General features: G+C 67.0%; 20 protein-coding genes. 12 read left to right on the plus strand and 8 right to left on the minus strand.

Annotated elements, in window-relative coordinates:
- Positions 1 to 2: 2 nt before the first annotated feature.
- The 3 genes from I3K84_RS13540 to I3K84_RS13550 all read right to left on the minus strand — a co-directional run bounded on the left by I3K84_RS13540 (position 3) and on the right by I3K84_RS13550 (position 3,680).
- Entirely contained in the window at positions 3 to 905 is a 903-nt protein-coding gene (locus I3K84_RS13540; RefSeq protein WP_196994748.1) for an ABC transporter permease, read from the minus strand.
- A gap of 18 nt (positions 906 to 923) precedes the next feature.
- Positions 924 to 1,874, minus strand: coding sequence for an ABC transporter permease (locus tag I3K84_RS13545; protein WP_196994749.1), 951 nt, complete (start codon positions 1,872 to 1,874; stop codon positions 924 to 926).
- Between the two features lie 129 nt (positions 1,875 to 2,003).
- The gene (locus I3K84_RS13550; protein ID WP_196994750.1) at positions 2,004 to 3,680 is read right to left on the minus strand and encodes an ABC transporter substrate-binding protein; all 1,677 of its coding nucleotides are present in this window, start codon (positions 3,678 to 3,680) and stop codon (positions 2,004 to 2,006) included.
- 165 nt (positions 3,681 to 3,845) lie between these two features.
- Between I3K84_RS13550 and I3K84_RS13555 the strand changes: the two genes are divergently transcribed.
- Positions 3,846 to 5,102, plus strand: a complete 1,257-nt coding sequence (locus I3K84_RS13555; protein ID WP_196994751.1) for a Zn-dependent hydrolase — start codon at positions 3,846 to 3,848, stop codon at positions 5,100 to 5,102.
- A 79-nt stretch (positions 5,103 to 5,181) separates the two neighbouring features.
- Positions 5,182 to 5,892: an aspartate/glutamate racemase family protein gene (locus I3K84_RS13560; RefSeq protein WP_154165107.1), complete on the plus strand. Its 711-nt coding sequence runs from the start codon at positions 5,182 to 5,184 to the stop codon at positions 5,890 to 5,892.
- 5 nt (positions 5,893 to 5,897) lie between these two features.
- Here I3K84_RS13560 and I3K84_RS13565 read toward each other — a convergent pair whose 3' ends face one another.
- From I3K84_RS13565 to I3K84_RS13575, 3 genes are all read right to left on the minus strand, one after another.
- Positions 5,898 to 6,686: an IclR family transcriptional regulator gene (locus I3K84_RS13565; protein WP_196994752.1), complete on the minus strand. Its 789-nt coding sequence runs from the start codon at positions 6,684 to 6,686 to the stop codon at positions 5,898 to 5,900.
- Between the two features lie 164 nt (positions 6,687 to 6,850).
- Positions 6,851 to 8,368, minus strand: a complete 1,518-nt coding sequence (locus I3K84_RS13570; protein WP_196994753.1) for a CoA-acylating methylmalonate-semialdehyde dehydrogenase — start codon at positions 8,366 to 8,368, stop codon at positions 6,851 to 6,853.
- Between the two features lie 68 nt (positions 8,369 to 8,436).
- Positions 8,437 to 9,795: an aspartate aminotransferase family protein gene (locus I3K84_RS13575; RefSeq protein WP_196994754.1), complete on the minus strand. Its 1,359-nt coding sequence runs from the start codon at positions 9,793 to 9,795 to the stop codon at positions 8,437 to 8,439.
- A gap of 86 nt (positions 9,796 to 9,881) precedes the next feature.
- On the opposite strand from I3K84_RS13575, the gene I3K84_RS13580 reads away from it, so the two are divergent.
- A complete protein-coding gene (locus tag I3K84_RS13580; RefSeq protein ID WP_196994755.1) occupies positions 9,882 to 10,820 on the plus strand; it encodes a LysR family transcriptional regulator in 939 nt (312 codons plus the stop codon).
- A 54-nt stretch (positions 10,821 to 10,874) separates the two neighbouring features.
- A complete protein-coding gene (locus I3K84_RS13585) occupies positions 10,875 to 11,180 on the plus strand; it encodes a flagellar basal body protein (RefSeq protein ID WP_196994756.1) in 306 nt (101 codons plus the stop codon).
- Between the two features lie 438 nt (positions 11,181 to 11,618).
- On the opposite strand, the gene I3K84_RS13590 is transcribed toward I3K84_RS13585, so the two are convergent.
- Positions 11,619 to 11,885: a DUF2061 domain-containing protein gene (locus tag I3K84_RS13590; protein ID WP_011807179.1), complete on the minus strand. Its 267-nt coding sequence runs from the start codon at positions 11,883 to 11,885 to the stop codon at positions 11,619 to 11,621.
- A 159-nt stretch (positions 11,886 to 12,044) separates the two neighbouring features.
- Between I3K84_RS13590 and I3K84_RS13595 the strand changes: the two genes are divergently transcribed.
- The 8 genes from I3K84_RS13595 (at position 12,045) to I3K84_RS13630 (ending at position 24,574) form a co-directional block, all read left to right on the plus strand.
- Positions 12,045 to 13,106, plus strand: a complete 1,062-nt coding sequence (locus tag I3K84_RS13595) for an SPFH domain-containing protein (RefSeq protein ID WP_196994757.1) — start codon at positions 12,045 to 12,047, stop codon at positions 13,104 to 13,106.
- Between the two features lie 82 nt (positions 13,107 to 13,188).
- Entirely contained in the window at positions 13,189 to 14,685 is a 1,497-nt protein-coding gene (locus I3K84_RS13600) for a DUF4178 domain-containing protein (protein ID WP_196994758.1), read from the plus strand.
- 49 nt (positions 14,686 to 14,734) lie between these two features.
- Positions 14,735 to 14,956 (plus strand): DUF350 domain-containing protein, encoded by a 222-nt coding sequence (locus I3K84_RS13605; protein ID WP_011807176.1) that lies wholly within the window; start codon positions 14,735 to 14,737, stop codon positions 14,954 to 14,956.
- Positions 14,957 to 15,035: 79 nt separating this feature from the next.
- Entirely contained in the window at positions 15,036 to 16,673 is a 1,638-nt protein-coding gene (locus tag I3K84_RS13610) for a site-specific DNA-methyltransferase (RefSeq protein ID WP_196994759.1), read from the plus strand.
- A 5-nt stretch (positions 16,674 to 16,678) separates the two neighbouring features.
- Positions 16,679 to 18,385 (plus strand): RNA-binding domain-containing protein, encoded by a 1,707-nt coding sequence (locus I3K84_RS13615; protein ID WP_047349266.1) that lies wholly within the window; start codon positions 16,679 to 16,681, stop codon positions 18,383 to 18,385.
- Between the two features lie 107 nt (positions 18,386 to 18,492).
- Entirely contained in the window at positions 18,493 to 21,192 is a 2,700-nt protein-coding gene (locus tag I3K84_RS13620; protein WP_196994760.1) for a DEAD/DEAH box helicase, read from the plus strand.
- Positions 21,189 to 22,754: a polyamine aminopropyltransferase gene (locus tag I3K84_RS13625; RefSeq protein ID WP_196994761.1), complete on the plus strand. Its 1,566-nt coding sequence runs from the start codon at positions 21,189 to 21,191 to the stop codon at positions 22,752 to 22,754. The genes I3K84_RS13620 and I3K84_RS13625 overlap by 4 nt, the downstream gene beginning before the upstream one ends.
- 89 nt (positions 22,755 to 22,843) lie before the next feature.
- Complete coding sequence (locus I3K84_RS13630; protein ID WP_231403330.1) at positions 22,844 to 24,574, plus strand: FAD-dependent oxidoreductase; 1,731 nt, start codon at positions 22,844 to 22,846, stop codon at positions 24,572 to 24,574.
- Positions 24,575 to 24,620: 46 nt separating this feature from the next.
- On the opposite strand, the gene I3K84_RS13635 is transcribed toward I3K84_RS13630, so the two are convergent.
- Positions 24,621 to 25,463 (minus strand): cation-translocating P-type ATPase, encoded by an 843-nt coding sequence (locus tag I3K84_RS13635; protein WP_304511168.1) that lies wholly within the window; start codon positions 25,461 to 25,463, stop codon positions 24,621 to 24,623.
- Positions 25,464 to 25,466: the final 3 nt, after the last annotated feature.

Here is a 25,466-nt window from a genome sequence, read left to right on the forward strand (position 1 = left end):
GTTTACCCCTTGTTGTCCATGGCCGAACGCAGACCGTCCGACAGCAGGTTGAACGAGATGGAGGTGATGAAAATCATCACGCCGGGCAGGGCGGCCACCCAGGGCTGGGTGTAGATGGCGGTGCGCAGGGTGTTGAGCATCAGGCCCCATTCCGGCTCGGGCGGCTTGACGCCCAGGCCCAGGAAGGACAGGCCCGAGGCCAGGATCATGGACACCGCGATCAGGCTGGTGGCATAGACAAAGATGGGCCCCAGCACATTGCCCAGCACGTGCACGCGCACGATGGTGAAGGCGCTGGCGCCGGTGGCGCGCGCCGCTTCCACATAGTCGCGGTTGCGGGCCTGGGCGGTCACGCTTTCGGCCACGCGGGCGATCTGCGGGATGAAGACGATGGTCAGCGACACCAGGGAGTTGACGATGCCCGCGCCCAGGGCGCCCGACAGGGCGATGGCCAGCAGCACCGAGGGGAAGGCGTAGAACACGTCGATGGTGCGCATGATCACGGTGTTGGTGCGCCCGCCGGCATAGCCGGCCAGGATGCCGATGCCGGTGCCGATCACAAAGGCCATCAGCACGGGCGTGATGCCCATGAACAGCGACAGGCGTGCACCCACCATGAGGCGCGAGAGCATGTCCCGGCCCAGCTCGTCACTGCCCAGCGGCAGGCCTTCGGTGCCGATGGGCTTGAGGCGCTTGATGATGGACGTGGCATAGGGATCGGCCGGGGCCAGCCAGGGGGCAAGGACGGCGATGAGGATCAGCAGGATCACCACGGCGGCGGCGCCCATGGCCACGGGGTCGTGGGCCAAGCGTTGCAGCACCGAGGCCCAGTAACCGCGGGAGCGGTGCACGGGCTGCAGGGTGGGTGGGGCGATGGCTTCGGGAGACAGGGGCAGGCTGGACATGGGGGTCTCCTTCACGGGTCAGCGCGCAATGCGCGGGTCAAGCAGGGTCTGCACCACATCGACCAGCAGGTTGAGCAGCACAAAGAACACGGCCAGCACCAGGATGGAGCCTTGCAGCAAAGGCAGGTCGCGCTGGAAGATGGCCTGGTTGAGCAGGAAGCCGGTACCCGGCCAGGAGAACACGGTCTCGATCAGGATGGAGCCCCCCAGCAGGTAGCCCAGTTGCAGGCCCATCACGGCCAGGGCCGTGGGCGCGGCGTTCTTGAGCACGTGGCGGAAGATGCCCAGGTGGGTCAGGCCCTTGGCCTTGAGGCCGACGATGAACTCCTGGTCCAGCAGTTCGGCCACCAGGGCGCGCACGGTGCGCGCGATGATGCCCATGGGGATGACCGACATGGTGATGGCCGGCAGGATCATGAATTGCACATGTTCCCAATCCCAGGCCCAATCACCCGATCCGCCCGGCCCAGCGCCGGTGGCGGGCAGCCACATGAGCTGGGACGAGAAGATGATGACCATCACCATGCCCAGCCAGTAGTGGGGCGCGCTGACGCCCAGCACCGACAACACGGAACACAGGCGGTCCATCACGGAGTTGCGGAAGTAGCCCGCCACAAACCCGAACAGGCAGCCCAGCACAAAGCCGATCAGCGTGGCCACCACGGCCAGGCGCAAGGTGTTGGCCACGGCGGTCATCACTTCCGAGGCCACGGGCCGGCTGGTGGCGATGGATTGGCCCAGGTCACCCTGCAGCGCGCGCCAGACCCAGCGGGCGAATTGCTCGGGCAGGGGTTGGTTGAAACCGTAGAGTTCGCGCATCTGCGCTTGCAGCTCGGCCGAGGCATCGGCCGGCAGGATGGACACCAGGGGGTCGCCCGGCGCGATGTGGACCAGGGCGAAGCACAGCAGGGCTACGCCCAGCATGATGGGCAGGGTGTAGAGAACGCGTCGCAGCAGGTATTTCAGCATGGTGGGTGGCGTGGTGGCGGTTCAAGAAGGCACGAAAGCGGGCTTTCGTGCATCCACGTCAATGCGCAAGGCGCAACGCGGGGCCAGCCAGACCGGACCGGGCGTGCTGCCCGGCCCGGCTGGAAATGCTTACTTCATGGTCATGGTGGCAATGTCGATGAACCAGCTTTGGGGCTGGACCACATTCCCCACCTTGGCCGACATGGCACGCGGGCCTACGTCGTGGGCGACGAACAGGAAGGGCGCCTCGTCCACGACCAGGGTGTGCAGTTCGGCCAGGGCCTTGTCACGTTCCTTGCCGTCGAAGGTGGTGCGGGCCTTGTCCACCACGGCATCCACCTTGGGGTTGCTGTAGAAGCCCCAGTTGTTGGACAGCGGTGGGAAGGACTTGGTGCTGACAAAGCGCACCATGGCAAAGAAGGGGTCCATGGTGGCGGCCGTCACGTTGGTGGCGCTGGCCTTGTTGGCACCAGGGTCCTTGGCGCCCAGGCGCCAGCCCGAGAACAGCGTGTTCCACTCGACCACATCAAACTGCACATCGAAGTGGCACTGCTTGAGCGTTTCCTGGATGAACTCGTTCATGGGCAGCGGCTGCATCTGTCCCGAACCCGAGGCCGAGGTCTGGATCTTGACCTTCAGTGGCTTGGCCGCCGTGTGCCCGGCCTGCTCCATCAAGGCCTTGCCGGCGGCCACGTCGTACTTGATCTGGAAGCTGGGGTTGCCGCGCCAGGGGTGGCCGGGTTCGAAGATGCCGGTGGCGGGCTCCATCATGCCGCCCAGCAGTTGCTTCATGCTGGCACGGTCCACGCACAGGTTGGCGGCCTGGCGCACGCGCTTGTCCAGCCAGGGCGAGCCTTCGACAAACGAGAACTGCCAGGGCCAGATGTGGGGTTGCAGGTTGGCGTAGACCTTGAAACCGCGGCCCTTGAGGGCGTCCAGCGCGTCAGGTGCAGGGGCTTCGATCCAATCGACCTGACCACTCATGAGTGCCGCAGTGCGGGAGTTGGCCTCCGGCAGGGGCAGCAGCACCACTTTGTCGATGGTGGGGGTGCGCTTGGGGTCCCAGTAGCCGGTGTTCTTTACCATTTCAAAACGTTCACGGGGGACAAAGCGCGCGGCCTTGAAGGGGCCGGAACCCGAGGGGTCGGCGGCAAATGCCGTCCATGCGGCCTTGCTGCGCTCGGCCTTGCCCGTCACCGAGGCCGGCACGGCGGCCAGCTTCTTGGCCCAGTGCGCGGGTGAGGCCATGAACAGGTTGGTCAGGTTGATGGGCAGGAAGGCATCGGGTTCGGACGTGGTCAGTTCGACGGTCAGGTCGTCGATCTTCTTGGCCGAGCGCAGCGTGGGCATGCGCGAGGCGGTCACCCCGACCTGGGCTGCGTCGTATTGCTCCGCTTCCTTGTCCAGCACTTTGCCTACGTTCCAGACCACGGCGTCGGCGTTGAAGGCGCTGCCATCGTGGAACTTCACGCCGGGGCGCAGTTTGAAGACCCATTTGGTCTTGTCCTTGTCGTTCACGGCCCAGGACAGGGCCAGACCAGGGATCATTTCGCTGGGCTTGTCGGCCTTGCTCAGGTCCCACTGGGTCAATGCGTCATACAGGGGAATGCCGGTGAAGCGGTTGCCTTCAAAGCCTTGATCAGGCTGGCCGGAGGTGCGGGGAATGTCCCCCGCAGTCATGGCGATGCGCAAGACTTTTTCTTGCGCCATGACGGTGCTGGCGCCACCGGCCAGGGTCAGTGCCACAGCCAGTGTCAGCCCGTGGAGTGCCGGACGAGAAACAGAGAAACCAGAAGACTTGCGCATTGGAGACCTTTCCATCGGGTGTTGGGGTAAGCCCTGCAATGCAAGCACCGTGCCACATCGCAAATATCGTTAATCGATATGAAATGGTGTTTATTCGATGCAAATTGGCATGTTTTGTGCGATTTAAGCGGCTCTACTTCTTAATCACTCCTGAGGAGCTGGCTGATGGACACCTCTACCGCACACCTGCGTATCGACGATCAACGCCTGTGGCAATCCTTGATGGATCTGGCCGCGATTGGTGCCACCCCCAAAGGGGGCGTGTGCCGCATTGCCCTGACCGCAGAAGACCAGCGGGGGCGGGATCAGGTGGTGCAGTGGTTCCGGGACGTGGGCCTGAGCGTGCGCATCGACGAAGTCGGCAATGTCTTTGGCCGCCGCGCAGGCACTGACCCGCAGGCCCGTGCCGTGGCCACGGGCAGTCACATCGACACCCAGCCCACAGGGGGCAAGTTCGATGGCAACTATGGCGTGATGGCTGGTCTGGAGGTGGTGCGCACCTTGAACGCCCATGGCATCCAGACCTGCGCACCGATCGAGGTGGCGTTCTGGACCAATGAGGAAGGAACGCGCTTCACCCCGGTGATGATGGGATCTGGTGCATTTGCCGGCGTTTTTGGTGCAAAAGACATGCACTTGCAACAAGATGGCGCAGGCATCAGCGTGGGGGATGCCTTGGCACAGATTGGCTACCTGGGCGATGTGGCCTGTGGTGCCGTGCCCGGTGGCGGCTTTGCCGCCTACTTCGAGGCCCACATTGAGCAAGGCCCGGTGCTGGAGGCCTATGACAAGCCCATCGGCATTGTTAGCGGCGCCCTGGGCCAACAGTGGTACGACGTGACCGTGACCGGCATGGATGCCCACGCCGGCCCCACGCCCATGGAACTGCGCCACGACGCCCTGCTGGCGGCCGCGCGCATGGTGGAGGCGGTGAACCGCATCGCCCTGGACGAGGCCCCGCACGGCCGCGGCACGGTGGGCCATGTGCAGGTGCTGCCCAATTCGCGCAACGTGATCCCGGGGCAGGTCAAGTTCACCGTGGATTTCCGCAACCTGTCGCAAGACGGGCTGGACCGCATGGACGCCGCCATGCGCCAGCAGTTCGCGGCCCTGGCCGCACAGTGCCAGTGCACGGTGGAGATGGCGCAGGTGGTGAAGTTCGAGCCCTGCGTGTTCGACCCCGACTGCGTGGCCAGCGTGCGCCAGGCGGCCACGCAGCTGGGCTATGCCCACATGGAGGTGGTCAGCGGGGCCGGGCACGACGCGGTCTACGTCAACCAGGTGGCGCCGACGGCCATGATCTTCGTGCCCTGCAAGGACGGTATCAGCCACAACGAGATCGAGGATGCCCAGCCCGCACACCTGGCCGCCGGCTGCAACGTGCTGCTGCACGCCATGCTGGCGCGGGCCGGCGTGGCGTGAAGCCGCGCTGCACCCCCTGGCACCGGGCTTGCATGCCCGGCCGGCACCTGCCTGGCAGGTGCACCCCCCAGGAGCTGACATGCCGGCCACCCACCACGTCCTCATCATCAACCCGAACACCTCGCGCAGCGTGACCGAGCGCCTGCTGTCCCAGCTGTCGCCGGGCCTGCCCGAGGTGCAGCTGCACGGCGCCACGGCCCAGTTCGGGGCGGCGTACATCGCCGACGAATACAGCTATTGCGTGGCCGGCCACGCGGTGCTGGATGCCTGGGAGCGTGCCCAGCCGCTGGCGCCGCCAGGCGGCTACCACGCCGTGCTGGTGGGCTGTTTCGGGGACCCGGGCCTGCCGGCCCTGGACGAGGTGGCGGGTATCCCGGTGCTGGGGCTGGCGCAGGCCGCGGTGCAGGCCATGGCGCGCCAGGGCTGGCAGCGTGTGGCCGTCGTCACTGGCGGCGAGAAATGGCAGCCCATGCTGGAGCGCTGGAGCCGCGCGGCCGGCCATGACGGTCCCGGCGCCGCGCTGCAGATCGTGCAGGTGCGCACCCTGGCGGCCACCGGCCTGCAGATGATGCAGTCGCCGGACCGCACGGCCCAGGCACTGGCCCAGGCCAGCGCCGAGAGCCTGCAGGGCACGGGCGCGCAGGCCGTGCTGCTGGGCGGTGCCGGCCTGGCGGGCATGGGCGAGCGCGTGCGCGCCATCACCGGCCTGCCGGTGTGGGATTGTGTGGAAGCCGCCCAGCAGTGCCTGCAGCACACGCTGGCCAGCACGGCACGCGCGGCCGTGGTCTGATCCGCCTACAGCGGCGCCAGCCGCGAAATGGCGCGTGCGCACTCCACCACCAGCGGGGCCAGCCGGGCCTGGGCGTCGTCCATGCGCCAGCGGCTGGTGGGCGGGGCGACGTGGACGGCGCCCACCACCTGGCCGCGCAGGTTCAGCACCGGGGCGGCGATGCCCATGTCGCCCAGGAACAGCTCTTCGCAGTTGGTGGCATAGCCCGTGTCGCGGCAGCGCTGCAGGCGGGCCAGGATGTCCGGCACCTGGGTCAGGGTGGCGCGGGTGCGCGCGGGACGGGGCATGCGCTCCAGCCAGGGCTGCGCCTGCGCGTCGGGCCATTGGCTCAGGTAGGCGCGGCCGCAGCTGCTGGCGTACATCGGCACCTGGGTGCCCACGGGCGTCAGCACGGGGATGTGCTGGGTGGTCAGCACCTGGGCCAGGTACACCATGTGGTCGCCATTGGGCTCGGTCAGCGTGGCGGTCTCGCCGCTGTCGCGCGCCAGCTGGGCCAGGTAGCTGTGGGCCGCGGCAATCAGTGGGTGGGCTTCGAGGTAGTTGAAGCCCAGCTCCACCACGCGCGGCAGCAGGCCAAAGCGTTGGGTGCTGGGGTGCTTGCCGATGTAGCCCAGCCGCTGCAGGGTGTGGACCGAGCGCTGGGCCGAGGCCTTGGTCATGCCGGTGCGTGCGGCGATGTCCCCCAGGGTGAGGCTGCGGTGGCCGGCCTGGAAGGCGCACAGCACCTGCAGGCCCTTGGCCAGTGACTGGTTGAACAAGGCATCCGGTGTGGCAGTGGGTTCGTGTGGCAACATGGGCGCACGCAGGGTGGAGTGACCCAGGCACCAGCAAGAAACAAACCAGATCGGCCGTGCCCGTGCTATTTAAAAAAGGAGCGGCCAGCGCCGGTTTTGCAAGAATTTCAAGCTGATTGATGCCTGAGGTCCTTGTTGCACCCGCGCCAACCGCTCCTGTTTTGTCAGCGGCTGCTGGGGAAGCTGAATACAGCACCTTCGCGCACACCGGCGCTGGGCCAGCGCTGCGTGATGGTCTTGCGCTTGGTGTAGAAGCGCACGGCATCGGGCCCGTAGGCGTGCAGGTCGCCAAACAGGCTGCGCTTCCAGCCGCCGAACGAGTGGTAGGCCACGGGCACGGGCAGGGGCACGTTCACGCCCACCATGCCGACCTGGATGTGGTCGGTGAAGTAGCGGGCGGCTTCGCCGTCGCGCGTGAAGATGCAGGTGCCGTTGCCGTATTCGTGGTCGTTGATGAGCTGCATGGCTTCCTGCAGTGTTTTCACGCGCACCACGCCGAGCACGGGGCCGAAGATTTCTTCCTGGTAGATCTTCATGCCGGGCTTGACGTTGTCAAACAGGCAGGCGCCCAGGAAGTAGCCTTCTTCATGGCCCGCCACCTGCACGCCACGGCCATCCACCACCAGCGTGGCGCCCTCCTGCACGCCGCTGTCCACATACGCCTTCACCTTCTCGAAGTGCGGCTTGGTCACCAGCGGGCCCATGTCGTTGCTGTTGTCGGTGCCGGGGCCGACCTTCATCTTGGCGATCTCGGCCTTCAGGCCCGCAATCACGGCGTCGCCCACTTCGTCGCCCACGGCCACCAGCAGGGGGATGGCCATGCAGCGCTCGCCGCAGGAGCCATAGGCCGCGCCCATCAGCGCGCTCACGGCGTTGTCCACATCGGCGTCGGGCATCAGCACCGCATGGTTCTTGGCGCCGCCCAGGGCCTGCACGCGCTTGCCGTGTTTGCAGCCTTCGGCGTAGATGTATTCGGCGATCGGCGTGGAGCCCACGAAGCTCACGGCCTTGACGCGCGGGTCTTGCAGCAGCGTGTCCACGGCCAGCTTGTCGCCGTTGACCACGTTGAGCACACCGGGCGGCAGGCCGGCTTCCAGCGCGAGCTGGGCGATGAACAGCGTGCTGCTGGGGTCACGCTCGGAGGGCTTGAGCACAAAGGTGTTGCCGCAGGCCACGGCCATGGGCCACATCCACAGCGGCACCATGGCCGGGAAGTTGAACGGCGTGATGCCGGCGGTGACGCCCAGGGCCTGGAATTCGCTCCAGCTGTCGATGCCGGGGCCCACGTTGCGGCTGTGCTCGCCCTTGAGCAGCTCCGGCGCGTAGCTCGCGTATTCCACGTTCTCGATGCCGCGCTGCAGCTCGCCGTGGGCGTCGGCCAGCACCTTGCCGTGCTCGGCGGTGATCAGGGCGGCGATCTTGTCGGCGTTCTCTTCGAGCAGAACCTTGAGCTTGCTCATCACCCGGGCGCGCTTCAAAGGCGGCGTGTTGCGCCAGGCGGGGAAGGCGGCCTCGGCGGAGGCAATGGCGGCTTCCACTGTGGCCTTGCTCGCCAGCGCTACGCTGGTGGTCGATTGGCCGGTGGCGGGGTTGAACACGGGCTGCGTGCGCTCGGTGTCGGCAACGAGCTTGCCGTCGATCAGGTGGCCGATGGTGGTGGTGACGTTCTTGTCGTGGTTCATGATGATTACAAATAAAAAATGCCGCCAGCGCTTATCTAGCAAGCGCCAGCAGCTATCAAATCAGGAGTTCAGGCGGTTTCTTGCAGGGCATCGCCCAGGGCGCTGACCAGTCGGTCGATCTCGGCGGAGGTAGAGATGAACGGGGGCGCAAGCTGGATGGTGTCGCCACCGTAGCGCACGTAGAAGCCCTTGTCCCAGCACTTCATGGCGATCTCGTAGGGGCGCTTGGCGGGCTCGCCGGGCAGGGCGCTGATGGTGATGCCGGCGGCCAGGCCGTAGTTGCGGATGTCGGCCACGTGCTTGGCGCCTTTCAGGCCGTGTACGGCGTTCTCGAAGTAGGGCGCCAGCGCCTTCACGCGGCCGGGCATGTCTTCCTTGTGCAGTATGTCGAGCACCGCGTTGCCCGCCGCACAGGCCACGGGGTGGGCCGAGTAGGTGTAGCCGTGCGGGAACTCCAGCATGTACTCGGGGCCGCCCTGCGCCATGAAGGTGTCGTAAATCTCCTTGGTGGCGATCACGCCGCCCAGCGGCTGCGCACCGTTGGTCACCTGCTTGGCGAAGTTCAGGATGTCGGGCGTCACGCCAAAGGCCTCCGCCCCGGTCCAGGTGCCGCAGCGGCCAAAGCCGGTGATGACCTCGTCAAAAATCAGCAGGATGTTGTTCTGCGTGCAGATCTCGCGGATGCGCTCCAGGTAGCCCTTCGGGGGAATCACCACGCCGGCCGAGCCCGAGAAGGGCTCAACGATCACCGCAGCGATGTTGCTCGCGTCGTGCAGCGCGATCACGTCGAGCAGCCTGTCAGCCAACGCGCGGCCGCCGTCTTCGGCCATGCCCTTCTGAAAGGTGCCGGCCGGCGGCTGGGTGTGGGGAATGTGGTCCGCCTCCACGCCCTGGCCGAACAGCTTGCGGTTGCCAGCGATGCCACCCACCGAGATGCCGCCGTAGTTCACGCCGTGGTAGCCCTTCTCGCGGCCGATCAGGCGCGTCTTGGTGCCCTGGCCCTTGGCGCGCCAGTAGGCGCGCGCCATCTTCAGCGAGGTGTCGGCCGACTCGGAGCCCGAGCCGGTGAAGAACACGTAGTCCAGCCCGGCGGGCGTCAGTTCCTTGAGCTTGTTGGCCAGCGCGAACGACGCGGGGTGGCCGAACTGGAAGGCCGGTGCGTAGTCCAGCGTGGCGGCGGCGCGGCCGATGGCCTGGGCCACCTCCGTGCGGCCGTGGCCCAGGCCCGAGCACCACAGGCCCGAGAGGCCGTCAAAAATCTTGCGCCCTTCGGCGTCGGTGTAGTAGGCGCCCTGGCCGCTCACGATCATGCGCGGCTGGGCCTTGAAGTTGCGGTTGCCGGTGAAGGGCATCCAGTGGGCTTCCAGCCAGGCGGCGTCGGTGCGTACGGCGGCTGCGGGGGTGGGGTCGATGACGGCGAAGCTCATGGCGATCTCCTGAAGGGAATGCGCGCATTGTTGGTCACGGTAATAATCCGTTGAAGCAACAAATATCCACATTCACTTAGCAATCCATGCAAGTAAAAAACGCCCGCCGTCCGCGCGCCGTGCTGGGGCAGCTGTCCGACATGGACCTGCGCCTGCTGCAGGTGTTCAAGGCCGTGGTCGAGTGCGGCGGCATGGCCGCGGCCGAGCTGGAACTGAACATCGGCACCAGCACCGTGAGCCGTCACGTGAAGGATCTTGAGACGCGCCTGGGCCTGACGCTGTGCCGGCGCGGGCGCGCGGGCTTTGCGCTCACGCCCGAGGGACAGCGGGTCTATGAGGAGACGCTGCGCCTGCTGGCCTCGGTGCGCGGCTTTCTGGGCAGCATCGACGACATCCACGACCGCATGGGCGGACAACTCGCCGTGGCGGTGTTCGACAAGACGGCGAGCAACCCGGCCGCGCGCATCGGCGACGCCATCGCCGCCTTCACGGCGGAAGCGCCCGACGTGCAGCTGCAGCTGCATGTGGGGTCGATCAACGCCATCGAGCGCGGCGTGATCGACGGCAGCTTCCAGGTGGGCATCATCCCCGCCCACCGCAGCTCGCAGAGCCTGGTCTATTCCGACCTGTTCGGCGAGACCATGCTGCTGTATTGCGGCGCGGGCCACCCGCTGTTCGGCGCACCCCACGACGATTTGGATTGGGACGCCGTGCGCCGCTACCCGTTCGCGGGGCTGGGCTACCACTCGCCCAACATGGAGCTGAGCCACGAGGCGCGCCTGACGCGCGCGGCCACGGGGTTTGACCAGGAGTCCATCGCCACGCTGGTGCTGTCGGGGCGCTTTCTGGGCTTTTTGCCCGACCACTATGCCGAGAGCTTCGAGCGCCAGGGCCGCATGCAGCCCGTGCGGCCCGCGGTGTTCCGCTACGACTGCCGCTTCGTCAGCCTGGTGCGCCGCTCACCCGCGCCCAGCCGGGCCGCGCAGCTGCTGCAGCGCTGCCTGCTGCAGGCGCATGGGGTCTGACGGCCCGCCCGGGTCGCTCAAGCGCCGGGCCGCGCTGCCGATAATGCAAGGCATATGACCACCCTTGCCGCCATCGCCCAATCCGGTCTGCAGGCCGCGCAGCTGCGCCTGGACAGCAGTGCCCACAACGTGGCCAACCTGAACACCCCGGGCTTTCGGCGCCAGACGGTGGACCAGCAGGCCGCACCGGCGCCGGGCGGCGTGCAGGCGCGCGTGGCAGCGCCTGCGGCCGCGCCCGGCGTGGCGCTGGAAGCGGAGGCCGTGGAGCAGATCAGTGCCACCTATGCCTTCCAGGCCAACCTGCTGGTGTTGCGCCGCGTCGACGAGATGGCGGGCGCGTTGCTGGACGTGCGGGCGTGACGCTGTCGGTTTAGGGCCTGTTCACACTATTTTTGCCAGTGCGAATGGCGTGAAAACCGCGCCAATCTAGGCGCGTGACGACGCCAAGGCCGGGGCCTTGGCTAGGAGGGCAACGACGCGTGGCGCGGTTTTCACTCCGTTCCCTCCGGGTTGCGATCAAAAAGGGCCATTCGCGGCGTTGCCAAGCCTCGCTGGGGTAGCACCCCAGCTTCGTTTGGCGCCTTGCGCCTGGCCCTTTTTGATCGCAACGCATCTGGCAAAAATAGTGTGAACAGGCCCTAGATGAAAAGTGCCTCTGGCGCTTATCTGGCAAGCGCTAATAGCTACGTAAATAAGAGCAATCGCAACCCGCTAGCCCATCATGCGGCCCGGGCGAGGTGCGCGAGTTGCTGCGCCAGCCAGTCGGTAAACGACTCCGACCGCAGGTGGGCCGGGGTCTCAGGCGGCATGCGCATGGGCGGCCTCCGCAGGGGCGTGTGCCTGTGCCTCGCGGCGCTGGCGGGCGCGCTCCCAGGCCTTTTCATGGAAGAAGAACGCCACGGCCTGCACCGTGGGCTCCAGCAGGCTGAGGGTGAGCGACGCAATCAGATTGCCCGTGACGGCATACGCCACCAGGGCGGCCACGCAGATGTGGATCACGTAATAGCTGCCGGTCTTGGCCAGCGTGGGCAGGTTGTGGCGGGCGGCGATGCGGATGCGGGACATGGTGTTCTCCTGTAGCGGTATGTGGAGAATGCTAGTCATTCGCATTTGGTTTGGCCAATTGTTCCTGGCTAAGTTGCAGATAGAAACTGTCGAATCGCCGCGGATATGATGGCCGCTCTCTTTTTTCAACCTCTCAACCGACCCGAACGGGAGCACCGCATGGCCCTCATGGACTTCATCAAGAAGCAGTTCATCGACATCCTCCAGTGGACCGAGGACGGCGATGGCACGCTGGCCTGGCGCTTCCCGATGGCGGGGATGGAAATCCAGAACGGCGGCACGCTGGTGGTGCGCGAGTCGCAGATGGCGGTGTTCGTCAACGAAGGCCAGGTGGCCGACGTGTTCGGCCCCGGCACCTACAAGCTCACCACGCAGACGCTGCCGGTGCTGACCTACCTGAAGAACTGGGACAAGCTGTTCCAGTCGCCGTTCAAGAGCGACGTGTACTTCTTCAGCACGCGCCAGCAGGTGGACCAGAAGTGGGGCACGCCCCAGCCCATCACCATCCGCGACAAGGACTTCGGCGCGGTGCGCCTGCGCGCCTTCGGCAACTATGCGTACCGCATCGCGGACCCGAAGCTGTTCCACACCGAGATCTCGGGCACGCGCGAGTCCTACTCCTCGGCGGACCTGGAGGGCCAGCTGCGCGGCCTGGTGCTGCAGAACATCAGCAACGCCATCGCGGGCAGCGGCCTGCCGTTCCTCGACCTCGCGGCCAACCAGGTGATGTTTGCCGACGCGCTGGCGCACGAACTGCAGCCCGCGTTCGCCAAGATCGGCCTGAAGCTCGAATCGATGACGGTGCAGAACGTCTCGCTGCCCGAAGAGCTGCAGAAGATCCTCGACCAGAAGATCGGCATGGGCATGGTCGGCAACGACATGGGCAAGTTCATGCAGTACCAGACGGCGCAGGCCATCCCGAAGTTCGCCGAAGGCGCGGCGGGTGGTGGAAACGGTGGCGGCAGCGTGGCGGGCGACGCCATGGGCCTGGGCGCCGGCGTGGCGCTGGGCCAGGTGCTGGCGCAGAACCTGCAACAGGGCCTGCAGGGCGGCGCTGCGCCATCGGCCCCGCAGGCCGCGCCTGCCGCCGCGCCGGTGGGTGTGCGGCCCGAGGAAGTGATGGCCACGCTGGAGAAGCTGGGCGAGCTCAAGTCCAAGGGCATCCTCACGCAGGAGGAGTTCGACGCGAAGAAGGCGGAGCTGCTCAAGAAGCTCATCTGACGCGCGTACACTCTCTTTTTAGTAGCTGCCAGCGCTTGCCACACAAGCGCTGGAGGCCAAAAACACCTTAGATCCACGACGCATGGCCGACGGTGGCACCCAGCGGACCTACCGCGCGCCCTGCCCGGGCTGCGGCGCGCCGGTCGAATTCAAGAGCGCGCAATCCACCCATGCCATCTGCGCTTACTGCCACAGCACCGTGGTGCGCAGCGGCGAGGTGCTGCAGCGCCTGGGCCGCATGGCCGAGGTCTTCGACGACCACAGCCCGCTGCAGCTCATGGCCAGCGGACGCATCGCGCTGGACGGTCAGACGCTGTCTTTCACGCTGATCGGCCGCCTGCAATACCAGGGCGAGGAAGGCCGCTGGACCGAGTGGGTTGCCTTCCTGCAGGACGGCAGCACCGCCACGCTCAGCGAGGACAACGGCGCCTATGTCTTCACCCGCCCGGCCACGCTGGGGCGGGAATTGCCCGAAGCCGAGCGCTTTCGCGTCGGCATGACCACGGCCGTGGCCGGCCAGCCGTTCAGCGTGGCGGCCCATGTGCGCGCACAACTCGTCGCGGCCGAGGGCGAGGTGCCGAAGCTGCCGCCGCTGGGCACGCCGTTCCAGGTGGTGGAGCTGCGCTCGGCCGACGGCGAGGTGCTCTCCATCGACTACGGCACCCAGCCCCCCCAGGTGCAGCGCGGCCGGGCGGTGCGGCTGGAGGATCTGCAGTTCCAGGGCCTGAAGGACGAGTCCGCCAAGGAGGAAAAGGGCCGCCAGTTGAGCTGCCCCCATTGCGGCGCGCCGGTGCAGGTGCAGCTGTCCAGCACCAAGAGCTGCACCTGCCCGTCGTGCCACAGCCTGATCGACCTGAGCGCGGGTTTGGGTGGCGAGCTGCGCCATGCCGCACAGTACGAACCGGTGCAACCGCTGATCCCGCTGGGCAGCGTGGGCCAGTTCGAGGGCGCGCCATGGCAGGTGGTGGGCTTTCAGCACCGCACGGGCATGGAGCCCGGGGATGACGAGCACTTCGGCTGGGAGGAGTACCTGCTGTACCACCGCCAGCGGGGCTTCCTGTTCCTGGTGGACGCCAGCGATGGCTGGAGCCTGGTGCGCCCTGCCACGGGCGCGCCGCAGCACAAGCCGGGCGCGCCCGCCGCCACCTACCTGGGCACGCAGTACCGCCTGACCTCCACCTACCAGGCCGAGACCAACTATGTGGCGGGCGAGTTCTACTGGCCCGTGGAGCGCGGCCAAAAGACCAGCAACAGCGACTTTGCCGCCGTGAACGGCAAGGGCCTGCTGTCGCGCGAGCAGTCGCGCAGCGAGGTCACCTGGTCGCACGGCCAGCGCATGGACTCCAGCGCCGTCGCCCAGGCCTTCAAGCTGGGCGACAAGGCGGCGCTGTTCCGCCGCCAGGACGCGGGGCCCGTCGCCGCGGGCTCTGGCATCGGCTGCGGCACGGTGATCGTGATCCTTATCGTGCTGATCATCCTGCTGGTGCTCATGAGCAATTGCTCGGGCTCTTCAGGCGGGTACTACCGCAGCTCGGGTGGCTCGTTCGGTGGCTACAGCACGGGCGGCGGCCATAAATGACGAATCTTCTGACCCCTTTTTCTCTCAACCCCTCCAAGGAGCAAACGCCATGATGGGAATCGAATGGCTTCGGCCCGCGGCCTTCCTCGGGTCCATCCTCTACGCGCTGATCGGCGTGGTCATCTTCTGGCTGTGCTTCTGGCTGATCGACAAGGTCACCCCGGCCGACCTGTGGGCCGAGATCGTGGAAAAGCAGAACCGCGCCCTGGCGATGGTGGTGGCCGCGATGTGCCTGGGCATCAGCATCATCGTGGCGGCGGCCATTCACTGAAGGCCCGGGCCGGGCAATGCCTGCACCACAATAGCGGGCTTGCCTTGCGCCCCCCGCTGCGGGCCTTTGACTGCCTGATATGCCCACCCTCGACTGGCTCAACCGCTCCACCGCCTTCACCACCGCCGCCCAGGTGCCCTACCGGCTGCTGGACACCGTCTCCACCCACGGCGATGCCGCCAGCGCGCAGGGCAACCTGCTGATCCAGGGCGACAACCTCGAAGCCCTGAAGGCCCTGCTGCCGTTTTACCGGGGCAAGGTGAAGTGCATCTTCATCGACCCGCCGTACAACACGCAAAGCGCGTTCGAGCACTACGACGACAACCTGGAGCATTCGCAGTGGCTGTCGATGATGCTGCCGCGCCTGCAACTGCTGCGCGAGCTGCTGAGCGAGGACGGATCGATCTGGGTGACCATCGACGACAACGAGGGGCATTACCTCAAGGTGCTGATGGATGAGGTGTTTGGGCGGAGGAATTTCATTGCCACGGTGATTTGGGAAAACTTCTATGGCCGCAGCGGAACGGCTGCCATTTCTCCTGCCCACAACTACATCCATTGTTATTCACCATCAGGAGATGCGTGGAAGCACATACGCGGGCTGCTGCCGCGATCGGAAGAAAGCACCAGCAAATACAAGAACCCGGACAACGATCCGCGTGGTCCTTGGCGTCTCGGGCCGATTTTTGCGCCTGAAGAGCGCCATGAAGGGTTGATGTACACCGTTACCACGCCTTCTGGCCGCCAAGTGTCTCCACCCAAGGGTAGCCATTGGCGCATGGTTGAAGTCGACTTTTGGCGGATGGTTGAAGAGGGGCGCATCAGTTTTGGCGCCAATGGCACCAACAACCCCGCCGTGAAGCTATTCCTCAACGAAGTCCAGGCTGGCGTCGTTCCTCGCAGCATTTGGCCGCACTCGGAGGCTGGGCACACGCAGGATGCAAAGCGAGAAGTCATGGCGCTTTTCCCTGGTGAAACGCCGTTTGGCACCCCCAAGCCCGAACGCCTGCTCCAACGCATCCTCCACATCGCATCCAACCCCGGCGACCTCGTCCTCGACAGCTTCCTCGGCTCCGGCACCACCGCCGCCGTGGCGCACAAGATGGGCCGGCGCTGGATCGGCATCGAGATGGGCGAGCACGCCGCCACGCACTGCCTGCCGCGCCTGCAAAAAGTCCTGGCGGGCGAACAGGGCGGTATCAGCCAGGCGGTGGGCTGGCAGGGCGGCGGCGGCTTTCGCTTCGCCCGCCTGGGTGCTCCCGTTTTTGACGCACAAGGCTGCATCCACCCCGAGGTACGCTTCGCCACGCTGGCGGCTTTTGTCTGGCAACAGGAGACGGGCACCGCCTTCGACTCCGCCAACGGCCAGGCGGGCACGCCCTGGCTCGGTACGCACTCTGTTTTTGATAGCTTCTCGCGCTTGCCTGATGCACCCGAGGCCGCAATTCCACCTGAAACCGAGCCTCCCGAGCTGGTGCTGCGCAGCCGCACGGCCTACTACCTGCTCTTCAACGGCATCCTGGGCGACAAGCGCCCGGCCAGCGGCAATGTGCTCACGCGCGCCGTCCTCGATGCACTCTTGCAACTGCACGCCGCTACGCCCCATCCCGACGCCCCGCTGGTGGTCTATGGCGAGGCCAACCGCCTCGGCCCCGAGACGCTGGCGCGTGCGCGGGTGACGTTCAAGCACATTCCGTATGACGTGAAGGCGAGGTGAATGCCATGCAGGAATTCGACACAGCGGCAGAACTTCAGCGCTGGTTGCGTGCCCAGTTTCCCCGTGAGAACGAACGCCACGAGTGGAAAGAATGGCATTCACTCAAGTCGAACATCTCGGGGCGCAAGGGCGATGACTTGGTGTCCTACATCAGTGCCTTAGCCAATATGGACGGTGGCTGCGTGGTGATTGGAGCACAGGACAAAACGCTCACACCGACCGGCATTCGGGATTTTGCCGGTTACACCGCGGAGAACGTGGTGCACCGGGTGTTGGGCAAAACGCCTGGCTTGCCGTCAATGGGGCTGCATGTGCAGGAACTGCGCGCAGGGGATACGGGCGCAGTGGTGTGGCTGGTGCACGTGCCGCGCCATGCTCCGCGCGAACTGGTGCTAGCGCACGATAAAGCATGGCAGCGCGATGGCGACAGCCTGGTGGAACTTCGCGAAGAACGGCGGCGTGCCATCTTGGCTGAGAATCTAGCGGGCGAGGATTGGAGTGCGGCCGTGGTTCCCGATGCCACGCTGGACGACCTTGACGAAGCCGCTATTGCCAAGGCGCGCGAAAAATACTTTGAGAAACACCAACGCGAACCCTGGGCTGCGCAGGTGTCGCAGTGGAGCGCCGAGAAGCTCTTAGACAAGATTGGCTTGACGATCCACGGGCGGATTACGCGTGCTGGCTTGCTGCTGCTGGGGCGCCGCGAAAGCGCCATGGCACTGCTTTCGCCTCATCCCGTCGAGATCACCTGGAAGGTGGCTGCCGAAAGGGTGGCAGAGCATTTCCACCCGCCGTTTTTGCTCACCACTACCGAGGTAGCGTTGCGCGTGCGGAACCCTAATATCAAGCTGTTCCCGGCCAATGAACTTTTGGCGGTGACTTTGCCGCGCTACGACACGAACACTGTGTTGCTCGAAGGTTTGCACAACTGCCTGGCGCACCAAGATTACGCACAATGTGGGCGTGTCGTCGTGGAGGAGTCGGCCGGGCTGGTGCGCATGATCAACCTGGGCGGTTTCTTTGACGGACAGCCCGACGAGTACGCCAGCGGGGCGCGAACGCCGGAGCGCTACCGCAACGAGCGCCTGGCCAAAGCCATGGCCGAAGTGGGCATGATCGACAAGGTGGGCTTCGGCATCCACGACATGGTGCTAGCGCAGCGGCGGCGTTTCTTGCCGCTGCCGGACTATGAAGGGTCATCCCCTCTGCGCACCGTTTTCAACGTCTATGGTCAGGAGATCGACGAGAACTACAGCCACTGGTTGATGGAGCGCACCGACCTGCCCATCGAGCATGTGCTTTGGCTCGACCGGGTGCAGAAAAAACGCAAGCTCGATGCTGCGCAGGTGGCGGAGTTACGGCGGGCGGGCTTGATTGAGGGGCGAAGCCCCAAGCTGTACATATCGGCTCAGTTGGCTGTGGCGACGGGGCAGGAGGTGGCGTATCTGAACCAGCGCCGCCCTGACGCCGACGACTACAAGGCCGCTGTGTGCAAGTTGCTCGCCATGGGACCGCAGCCGCGTGCAAAAGTTGATGAACTGCTCTTGCCCAAGCTGCAACTGTGGATTCCGGAACTGGCCCAGCGCAAGGCGTACATCAAGGCCTTGCTCAAGGAAATGTCCAAAGAGGGGCGTATCCGGAATATTGGAGGGCCCACCAAGGCGGCCCTGTGGGCGCTGGTGTCGGATGACGCGACAAACAAACCCCAATAAACCCCAATAAACCCAAACAACTTGCCTCGATCGCTTAGAAAGCTTCTTTCAAATCAATGGCTTGCATTGGGGTTTTGACCCCAATCCTCCCCAATCCTTCCCAATCCATGCCCCCCATCTCCCTCAAGACCTACCAGCAGACCGCGCTCGACACTCTGGCCGCCTTTGCCCGCGCGGCGCGGGTCAAGGGCCCCGTGAGTGCGTTCAGCGAACTGGCGGGCCGCCCCTGGCATGCGGGGGCGTTTGGCGACGATCTGCCCTGCGTGTGCCTGCGCATCCCCACGGGCGGTGGCAAGACGGTGCTGGCCGCGCATGCCGTGCCGCTCTTGGCGCGCGAGTGGGCGGCGGTGGATGCGCCGGTGACCGTCTGGCTGGTGCCCAGTGATGCCATCCGCCAGCAGACGCTGAAGGCCTTGCAGACGCCCGGCCACCCCTACCGCGCTGCGCTGGCCGATGCCTACGGTGAGGGGCTGCGCGTGTGCGTGTTGGAGGACGTGGCCCAGATTGCCCCGCCCGAGTGGGGGCGCAACGCCATCGTGGTGGTGGCGTCGATCCAGAGCTTTCGCATCGAGGATGCGGGCCAGCGCAACGTGTACAGCTTTTCAGAAAGTTTCGAGCCGCATTTCAGGGGCGTGGACGAGCGGGCGCTGGGCCGCCTGCGCGAGCTGCCCGACGCGCTGGTGACGCACGAGGATGTGGAGCGCGACACCACCGGCGTGCTGGCAGGCTTTGCGGGCCAGCCGCGCTGGAGCCTGGCCAACTGGCTGGCGCTGCACCAGCCCCTGCTCATCGTGGACGAGGCGCACACCGCCAAGACGGACAAGAGCTTCACGGCGCTGCAGCGGCTCAACCCCTCGTTCATCCTGGAGCTGACGGCCACGCCCATTGCCGCCAAGACCAACGTGCTGTACCACGTCAGTGCGCAGGAGCTCGCGGCCGAGGACATGATCAAGCTGCCCATCGTACTGGCCGAGCACCCGGAGGGCTGGCCCGCCGCCGTGTTCGGCGCGGTGCAAACCCAGCGCAAGCTGGAGGCCGAGGCACTGAAGGACGAGGCGGCGGGCGCGGGCTATGTGCGGCCCATCGTGCTCTTTCAGGCCCAGAACGCGGGCGAAGAAATGCCGCCCGAAAAGCTGCGCGATTATCTGGTCGATGAACTGAAGCTGCCGGCCCATCAGGTGGTCGTGGCCACCGGCAAGGAGCGTGGTCTGGATGACATCCCCCTGGCGGCGCGCGACTGCCCGGTGCGCTACGTCATCACCGTGCAGGCGCTGCGCGAGGGCTGGGACTGCCCGTTTGCCTATGTGCTGTGCAGCCTGCAGAAACTGAGCAGCGCCACGGCGGTGGAGCAACTGCTGGGCCGCGTGCTGCGCATGCCCTACGCTGCGCGCCGGGGGCGCGAGGCGCTCAACCGCGCCTACGCCCATGTGTGCGCGGCGGAGTTCTCGCAAGCCGCGCATGCGCTGGCGGATCGGCTGATCGAGCACATGGGTTTTGAGGCGCTGGATGTGGCGAGCATGATCGCGCCACCGAGCAGCCTGCCGCTGTGGGACAACGATTTGGAGAAAAATCAGGCTCCAGCGCCCATCCAGCAAGCGCCAATAGCTACAAATTTTGAAGCAATTGCCGCCTCACCCAAGCTGTTGGCCCTGCCTGGCGTGCAGCAGCGGGCGATTGCCGGCGTGCAGCAGGTGGTGGTGACCGGCCACATCGGCCAGGACACCGAAGCGCTGCTGCTGGCCCAGGTGCGCGGCGCCAAGAAGCAGGAGCAAGTGCGCGAGCAGGTGGCACAGCACAACGCGCTGGTGGCGGCGCAAGCTGCGCCCGCATCGCGCAACATGCCCTTTGCGCCATTACCCACGCTGGGTTATCGGCTTGACGCGCAGGCCCCCCTGTGGCCGCTGGAGCGCGAGGCGGTGCTGGAGGCCGTGGAGCTGGACCTGCTGGCGCCGCAGGCGGTGCAGTTGCCCAGCTTTCAGGTGGCGCAGGAGTCGGACGTTTTCGAGATCGGCATGGACGGCGCCCGCGTGGCGCTGCGCCTTGCGGGCAGCGCGCAAATGGCCATGGACTGGGAGAGCAGCAGCATCGATGCCGACACCCTGGTGGGTTGGCTGGACCAGTCCCTGTTCAAGGCACCTGAACTGGCCGGGTTCACGCAGAGCCAGCGCCGCGCCTACCTGGCTGCCGTGGTGAACCACCAACTGCACGGCTGCGGCGTGCCGCTGGTGGTGCTGGCGCAGGCGCGCTTCAAGCTGACACGCGCCATCGAGGCTCATGTGGGCGACCTGCGCGAGGCGGCCACGCGGCGTGCCTTTCAGCAACAGGTGCTGGGTCTGGGGGATGGCGGTGCATGGCTGATCGAGCCCGATTGGGCGCACCCGCATGTGTTCGAGCCGGGCCGCTATCCCGCGCCCGTGGCCTCGCGTTACGGCGGGCGCTATCAGTTTGGCAAGCACTACTTCCCGGTGCTGGCCGATCTGAAGGATGGCGGGCAAGAGTTTCAATGTGCGCAGCTCATCGACCGCCACCCGAAGGTGCGCCACTGGGTGCGCAACCTGGACACCGCGCCCTGCGGCTTTGGCCTGCCCACCTCGCGCGGGCGCTTTTATGCCGACTTCGTGGCCGAGCTGGTGGACGGGCGCGTGGCACTGCTGGAGTTCAAAGGCGCGCACCTGCTGAACGACCCTTACGAAATCGAGAAACGCCAGGTCGGAGAGCTGTGGGCGCGCACCAGCGGCGCCCGCGCGGTGTTTGGCTGGCTAACCATCGAAGGCTTGGCGCAGCAACTGGACACGGCGCTGGCATGAGCACTCCTGGCGGCGCCCCTGGCATCACAACCCCGGCCGTACCCCTGCCGGGCCCCCGCCCCATCGACATCGCGCTGCTCGCCAGCGTGTTCGTGGTGGCCGCCTGCGGCCTGCTGTACGAGCTGGCGGCCGGGGCGCTGGCGTCGTATGTGCTGGGCGACTCGGTGCTGCAGTTCTCCACCGTCATCGGCACCTATTTGTTCGCCATGGGCGTAGGCTCGTGGCTGTCGCGTTACTTCGAGCGGCAGTTGCCCGCGCATTTCCTGCGCATCGAGTTGCTGGTGGCGCTTATCGGCGGGGCGCTGCCTGCCGTGCTGTTCCTGGCCAATGCCTACGTGCCCAGTGCGTTCCGCGTGCTGCTGTACGGCATGGTGCTGCTGGTGGGCACGCTGGTGGGCTTGGAGATCCCGCTGGTCATGCGCATCCTCAAGCGCAATGTGCAGCTCAAGGACCTCGTGAGCCAGGTGCTCACTTTCGACTACCTGGGCGCGCTGGCCGTGTCGATGGCGTTCCCTTTGCTGCTGGTGCCGCAACTGGGGCTGGTGCGCACGGGGCTGCTGTTCGGCTTCATGAACGCGGCCGTGGCCGTGTGGGCGCTGTGGCTGTTCCGGCATGAGCTGCGGCGCTTTGGCGCGCACGCGCTGGCCTGTGCGCTGGTGCTGGCGGCCCTGCTGGCGGGGCTGCTGGGGGCCGAGCACATCACGCGCTTTGCCGAGGACAAGTTCTACCAGGACCGCATCGTGCTCAGCAGCGCCTCGCCCTACCAGCGCATCGTGGTCACGCACGGGCGCGCGGGGCATCGCCTGTACCTGAACGGCAACCTGCAGTTCGCCGAGCGCGACGAATACCGCTACCACGAGGCCCTGGTGCACCCCGTGATGGCCGCGCACGGTCATCCGAAGCGCGTGGCGGTGCTGGGCGGCGGCGACGGCATGGCCGTGCGCGAGGTGCTCAAGTACCCCTCGGTGGAGTCGGTCACGCTGGTCGAGCTGGACCCGGCGATGACGCAGCTCTTCGGCAGCCACCCCACGCTGCGGCAACTGAACGGCGATGCGCTGGCGTCACGCAAGCTCACCATCGTCAACACCGATGCCTTCCAGTGGCTGCAACAGGGAGATGACACCTATGACGTGATCGTGGTGGACTTTCCCGACCCCACCAACTTCGCCATCGGCAAGCTCTACACCAACAGCTTCTACGCGCTGCTGGACCAGCGCCTGGCCGCCAGCGGCTATGCGGTGGTGCAGACGACCTCGCCGCTGGTGGCGCGCAGGAGCTTCTGGACGGTGGTCACGACCATCGAGTCCGTGGGCCTGCAGGCGCGGCCCTACCACGCGCATGTGCCGAGCTTTGGCGAGTGGGGCTTCGTCATCGCCAGCCGCCGCCCCTGGCGCGTGCCGGCCGAGCTGCCCGCGGGGTTGCGCTTTCTGGACGCGGCCGCGCTGCCCCTGCTGTTCGACTTCCCGCGGGACATGGCGCGCGTGCCCGTCGAGGTCAACCGCCTGTCCAACCAGGTGCTGGTGCACACCTACGAACAGGAGTGGGGCCAGGTCGCCCACTGATCCCTGGGCCGATGCTGCGGGACGACCCTGCCCCTGCCGGCGGTGTCTGACGAACCCGGCCGGGGCCGATGCCGTACAGTGGGCGGCCCATGTCCCACCCCGCCCACACTCCTTTCTCTCCCCGCCGGCGCCAGTTGCTGCAGGCCGGCGCCGCCCTGGCCGCGGGGCTCGGCCTGTCCGGCTGCGACAAGCCTGCGCCGGCCGACGTGCTGGGCGGTTACACCGGCATCGACATGGCGCGCGGCCATGCGCTGCGCGACCGGCTGGCCGAGGGCGCGCCCTACACGCCCGACATCGTGCGCCGCACCCAGGTGGTGATCGCGGGTGGCGGGGTGGCCGGGCTGGCGGCCGCGCGTGCGCTGCGCCTGGCGGGTGTGGATGATTTCCAGTGCCTGGAGATGGAGGACCAGCCCGGCGGCAACAGCCGCGCCGGCAGCGTGAACGGCATTGCCTGCCCGCTGGGCGCGCACTACCTGCCCGTGCCCGGCGAGCATGCGCGCGAGGTGCAGGACCTGCTGGAGGAGCTGGGCCTGCGCCAGCGCGTGGCCGGCCGCTGGCGGTATGACGAACGCCACCTGAGCCACAGCCCCCAGGAGCGCCTCTACTTCCAGGGCCACTGGCAGGAGGGCCTGCTGCCCGTCGCCGGGGTGGGGGAGTCCACGCTGGCGCAGTACCGGCGCTTTGCCGAGCAGGTGGCCGCGCTTTCGCGCGGCGTGCGCTTCACCATGCCGGTGCTCAAGAGTTGGGTGCCCAATAAGCCGTTGGCGTCCGCCCATCAAGCGCTGGATGCTATGACTTTCGATGCGTGGCTGGCGCAGCAGGGCCTGGATGACGCCCACCTGCGCTGGTACCTGGACTACTGCTGCCGTGACGATTACGGCGCCGGCACGGCGCGCGTCTCGGCCTGGGCCGGCATCCACTATTTCGCCAGCCGCCACGGCTTCCATGCCCCGGGCCTGGAGGCCGATGCCGGCGATGAGCGCGAGGGCGTGCTCACCTGGCCCGAGGGCAACGGCTGGCTCACCCAGCGCCTGGCCGCGCCGCTGGTGCAGGGCGGTCAGTTGCGCACCGGCGCCAGCGTGCTGCGCATCGCCGAGACGCGCCGCGGCGTGGAGGTGGATGTGTACCTGCATGCCACCGACAGCATCGAGCGCTGGCAGGCGCGCCGCTGCATCGTGGCGCTGCCGGTGTACGTCGCCGCGCGCGTGGTGCAGCCCGCGCCGGACTTCCTCACCCAGGCCGCAAGCCGCCTGCAATGGGCGCCCTGGCTGGTGGCCAATATCCATGTGAGCGCGCCGCTGGCCGACCGCGAGGGCGCCGCGCCCGCGTGGGACAACGTGCTCTATGCCGATCCCGTGCCCGGCGGGCTGGGTTACGTGCATGCCGGCCACCAGCGCCTGGACCCGCGCGCCGCCGCCAGCGGCCCCACGGTGCTCACCTACTACCAGGCGCTGGGCGACGTGCCGGGCGCCCGCCAGCAGCTGGCAGAGCAACCCTGGACGCACTGGCGCAGCGCCATCCTGGCGGCCCTGTCCGTGCCCCACCCGGACCTGCCCGAGCGCGCCACGCGCATGGAGCTCACACGCTACGGCCATGCCATGTCCATCCCCGTACCGGGCACGCAGGCATTCTTGAGCCAAATCGGCCTCTCGCGCTTGTCTGGCAAGCGCTACCAGCTATTAAATGGAGAGCGTGTTCCCGTGCCGCCCACGCCGGGCACGCAGCGCCTGCTGTTCGCGCACGCCGACTGGTCGGGCTACTCGGTGTTCGAAGAAGCCTTCACGCGCGGCCATGCGGCGGGGCTGGCGGTGCGCTGGTAGGCAAAGCACGGAGCGCTGAGCCACGGTTGCTTTGCGCACGCGCGCCTCAGCGGGCGTTCTCTTTGCGGCGGGCGATCCGCCGCAGCCCTTCCAGCCAGACCACGCTCAAGACCAGCACCGCTGCGCCGGCGCCCCAGGCGGCGAGGCCCGCGGGGGCTAGACCCATCAGGTCGCGCAGCGCCGGAATGCCCAGGAGCGCCGCCAGCAGCAGCCCCACGGCCGCCGCCATGGGCGGCAGCCAGCGGTTGGCGCGCGGCTGAAGCACCAGCAGCGGCCGCGTCGGGTCACGCTGCGCCTGGATGAGCAGCAGCACGCACACCAGCAGCGTCCCCAGCACCACGGCGCGGCCCTGGGCGGCCTCCCAGCCCTGGGCATGCAGCCAGGCTTGCGCCGCCAGCAGCAGCGCGGCCACGCCCAGGCCCTGCGCCAGGGGCCACAGCAGCGCACGCAGGGCAAAGGGCGAGTCCTGCACCGGGCGGGCGGGGCGCTGCATGGTGTCGGCCTGCTCGGGCTCGGCCTCGAAGACGACGGAGCAGGCCGGGTCGATGAGCAGCTCCAGCAGCACGATGTGCACCGGCAGTAGCAGCGCGGGCCAGTGCAGCAGGGTAGGCACCAGCGCTAGCGCGACGATGGGCACGTGCACGGCGAAGACGAAGCGTGTGGCCTTGCGCACGTTGTCGTCAATGCGCCGCCCCTGGCGGATGGCGGCGACGATGTGTGCAAAACTGTCTTGCAGCAGCACCAGGGCCGCGGCCTCGCGCGCCACATCGGTGCCGCGCTCGCCCATGGCGATGCCCACGTCGGCGGCCTTGAGCGCGGGGGCGTCGTTCACGCCGTCGCCGGCGCGCGAGGCCGCGGTGTATAACCCCAGCGCCGGTCTTTGCGCCATTCC

The sequence above is a fragment of the Diaphorobacter sp. JS3051 genome, assembly GCF_015832135.1.
In the GTDB taxonomy this organism is placed as follows: domain Bacteria; phylum Pseudomonadota; class Gammaproteobacteria; order Burkholderiales; family Burkholderiaceae_C; genus Diaphorobacter; species Diaphorobacter nitroreducens.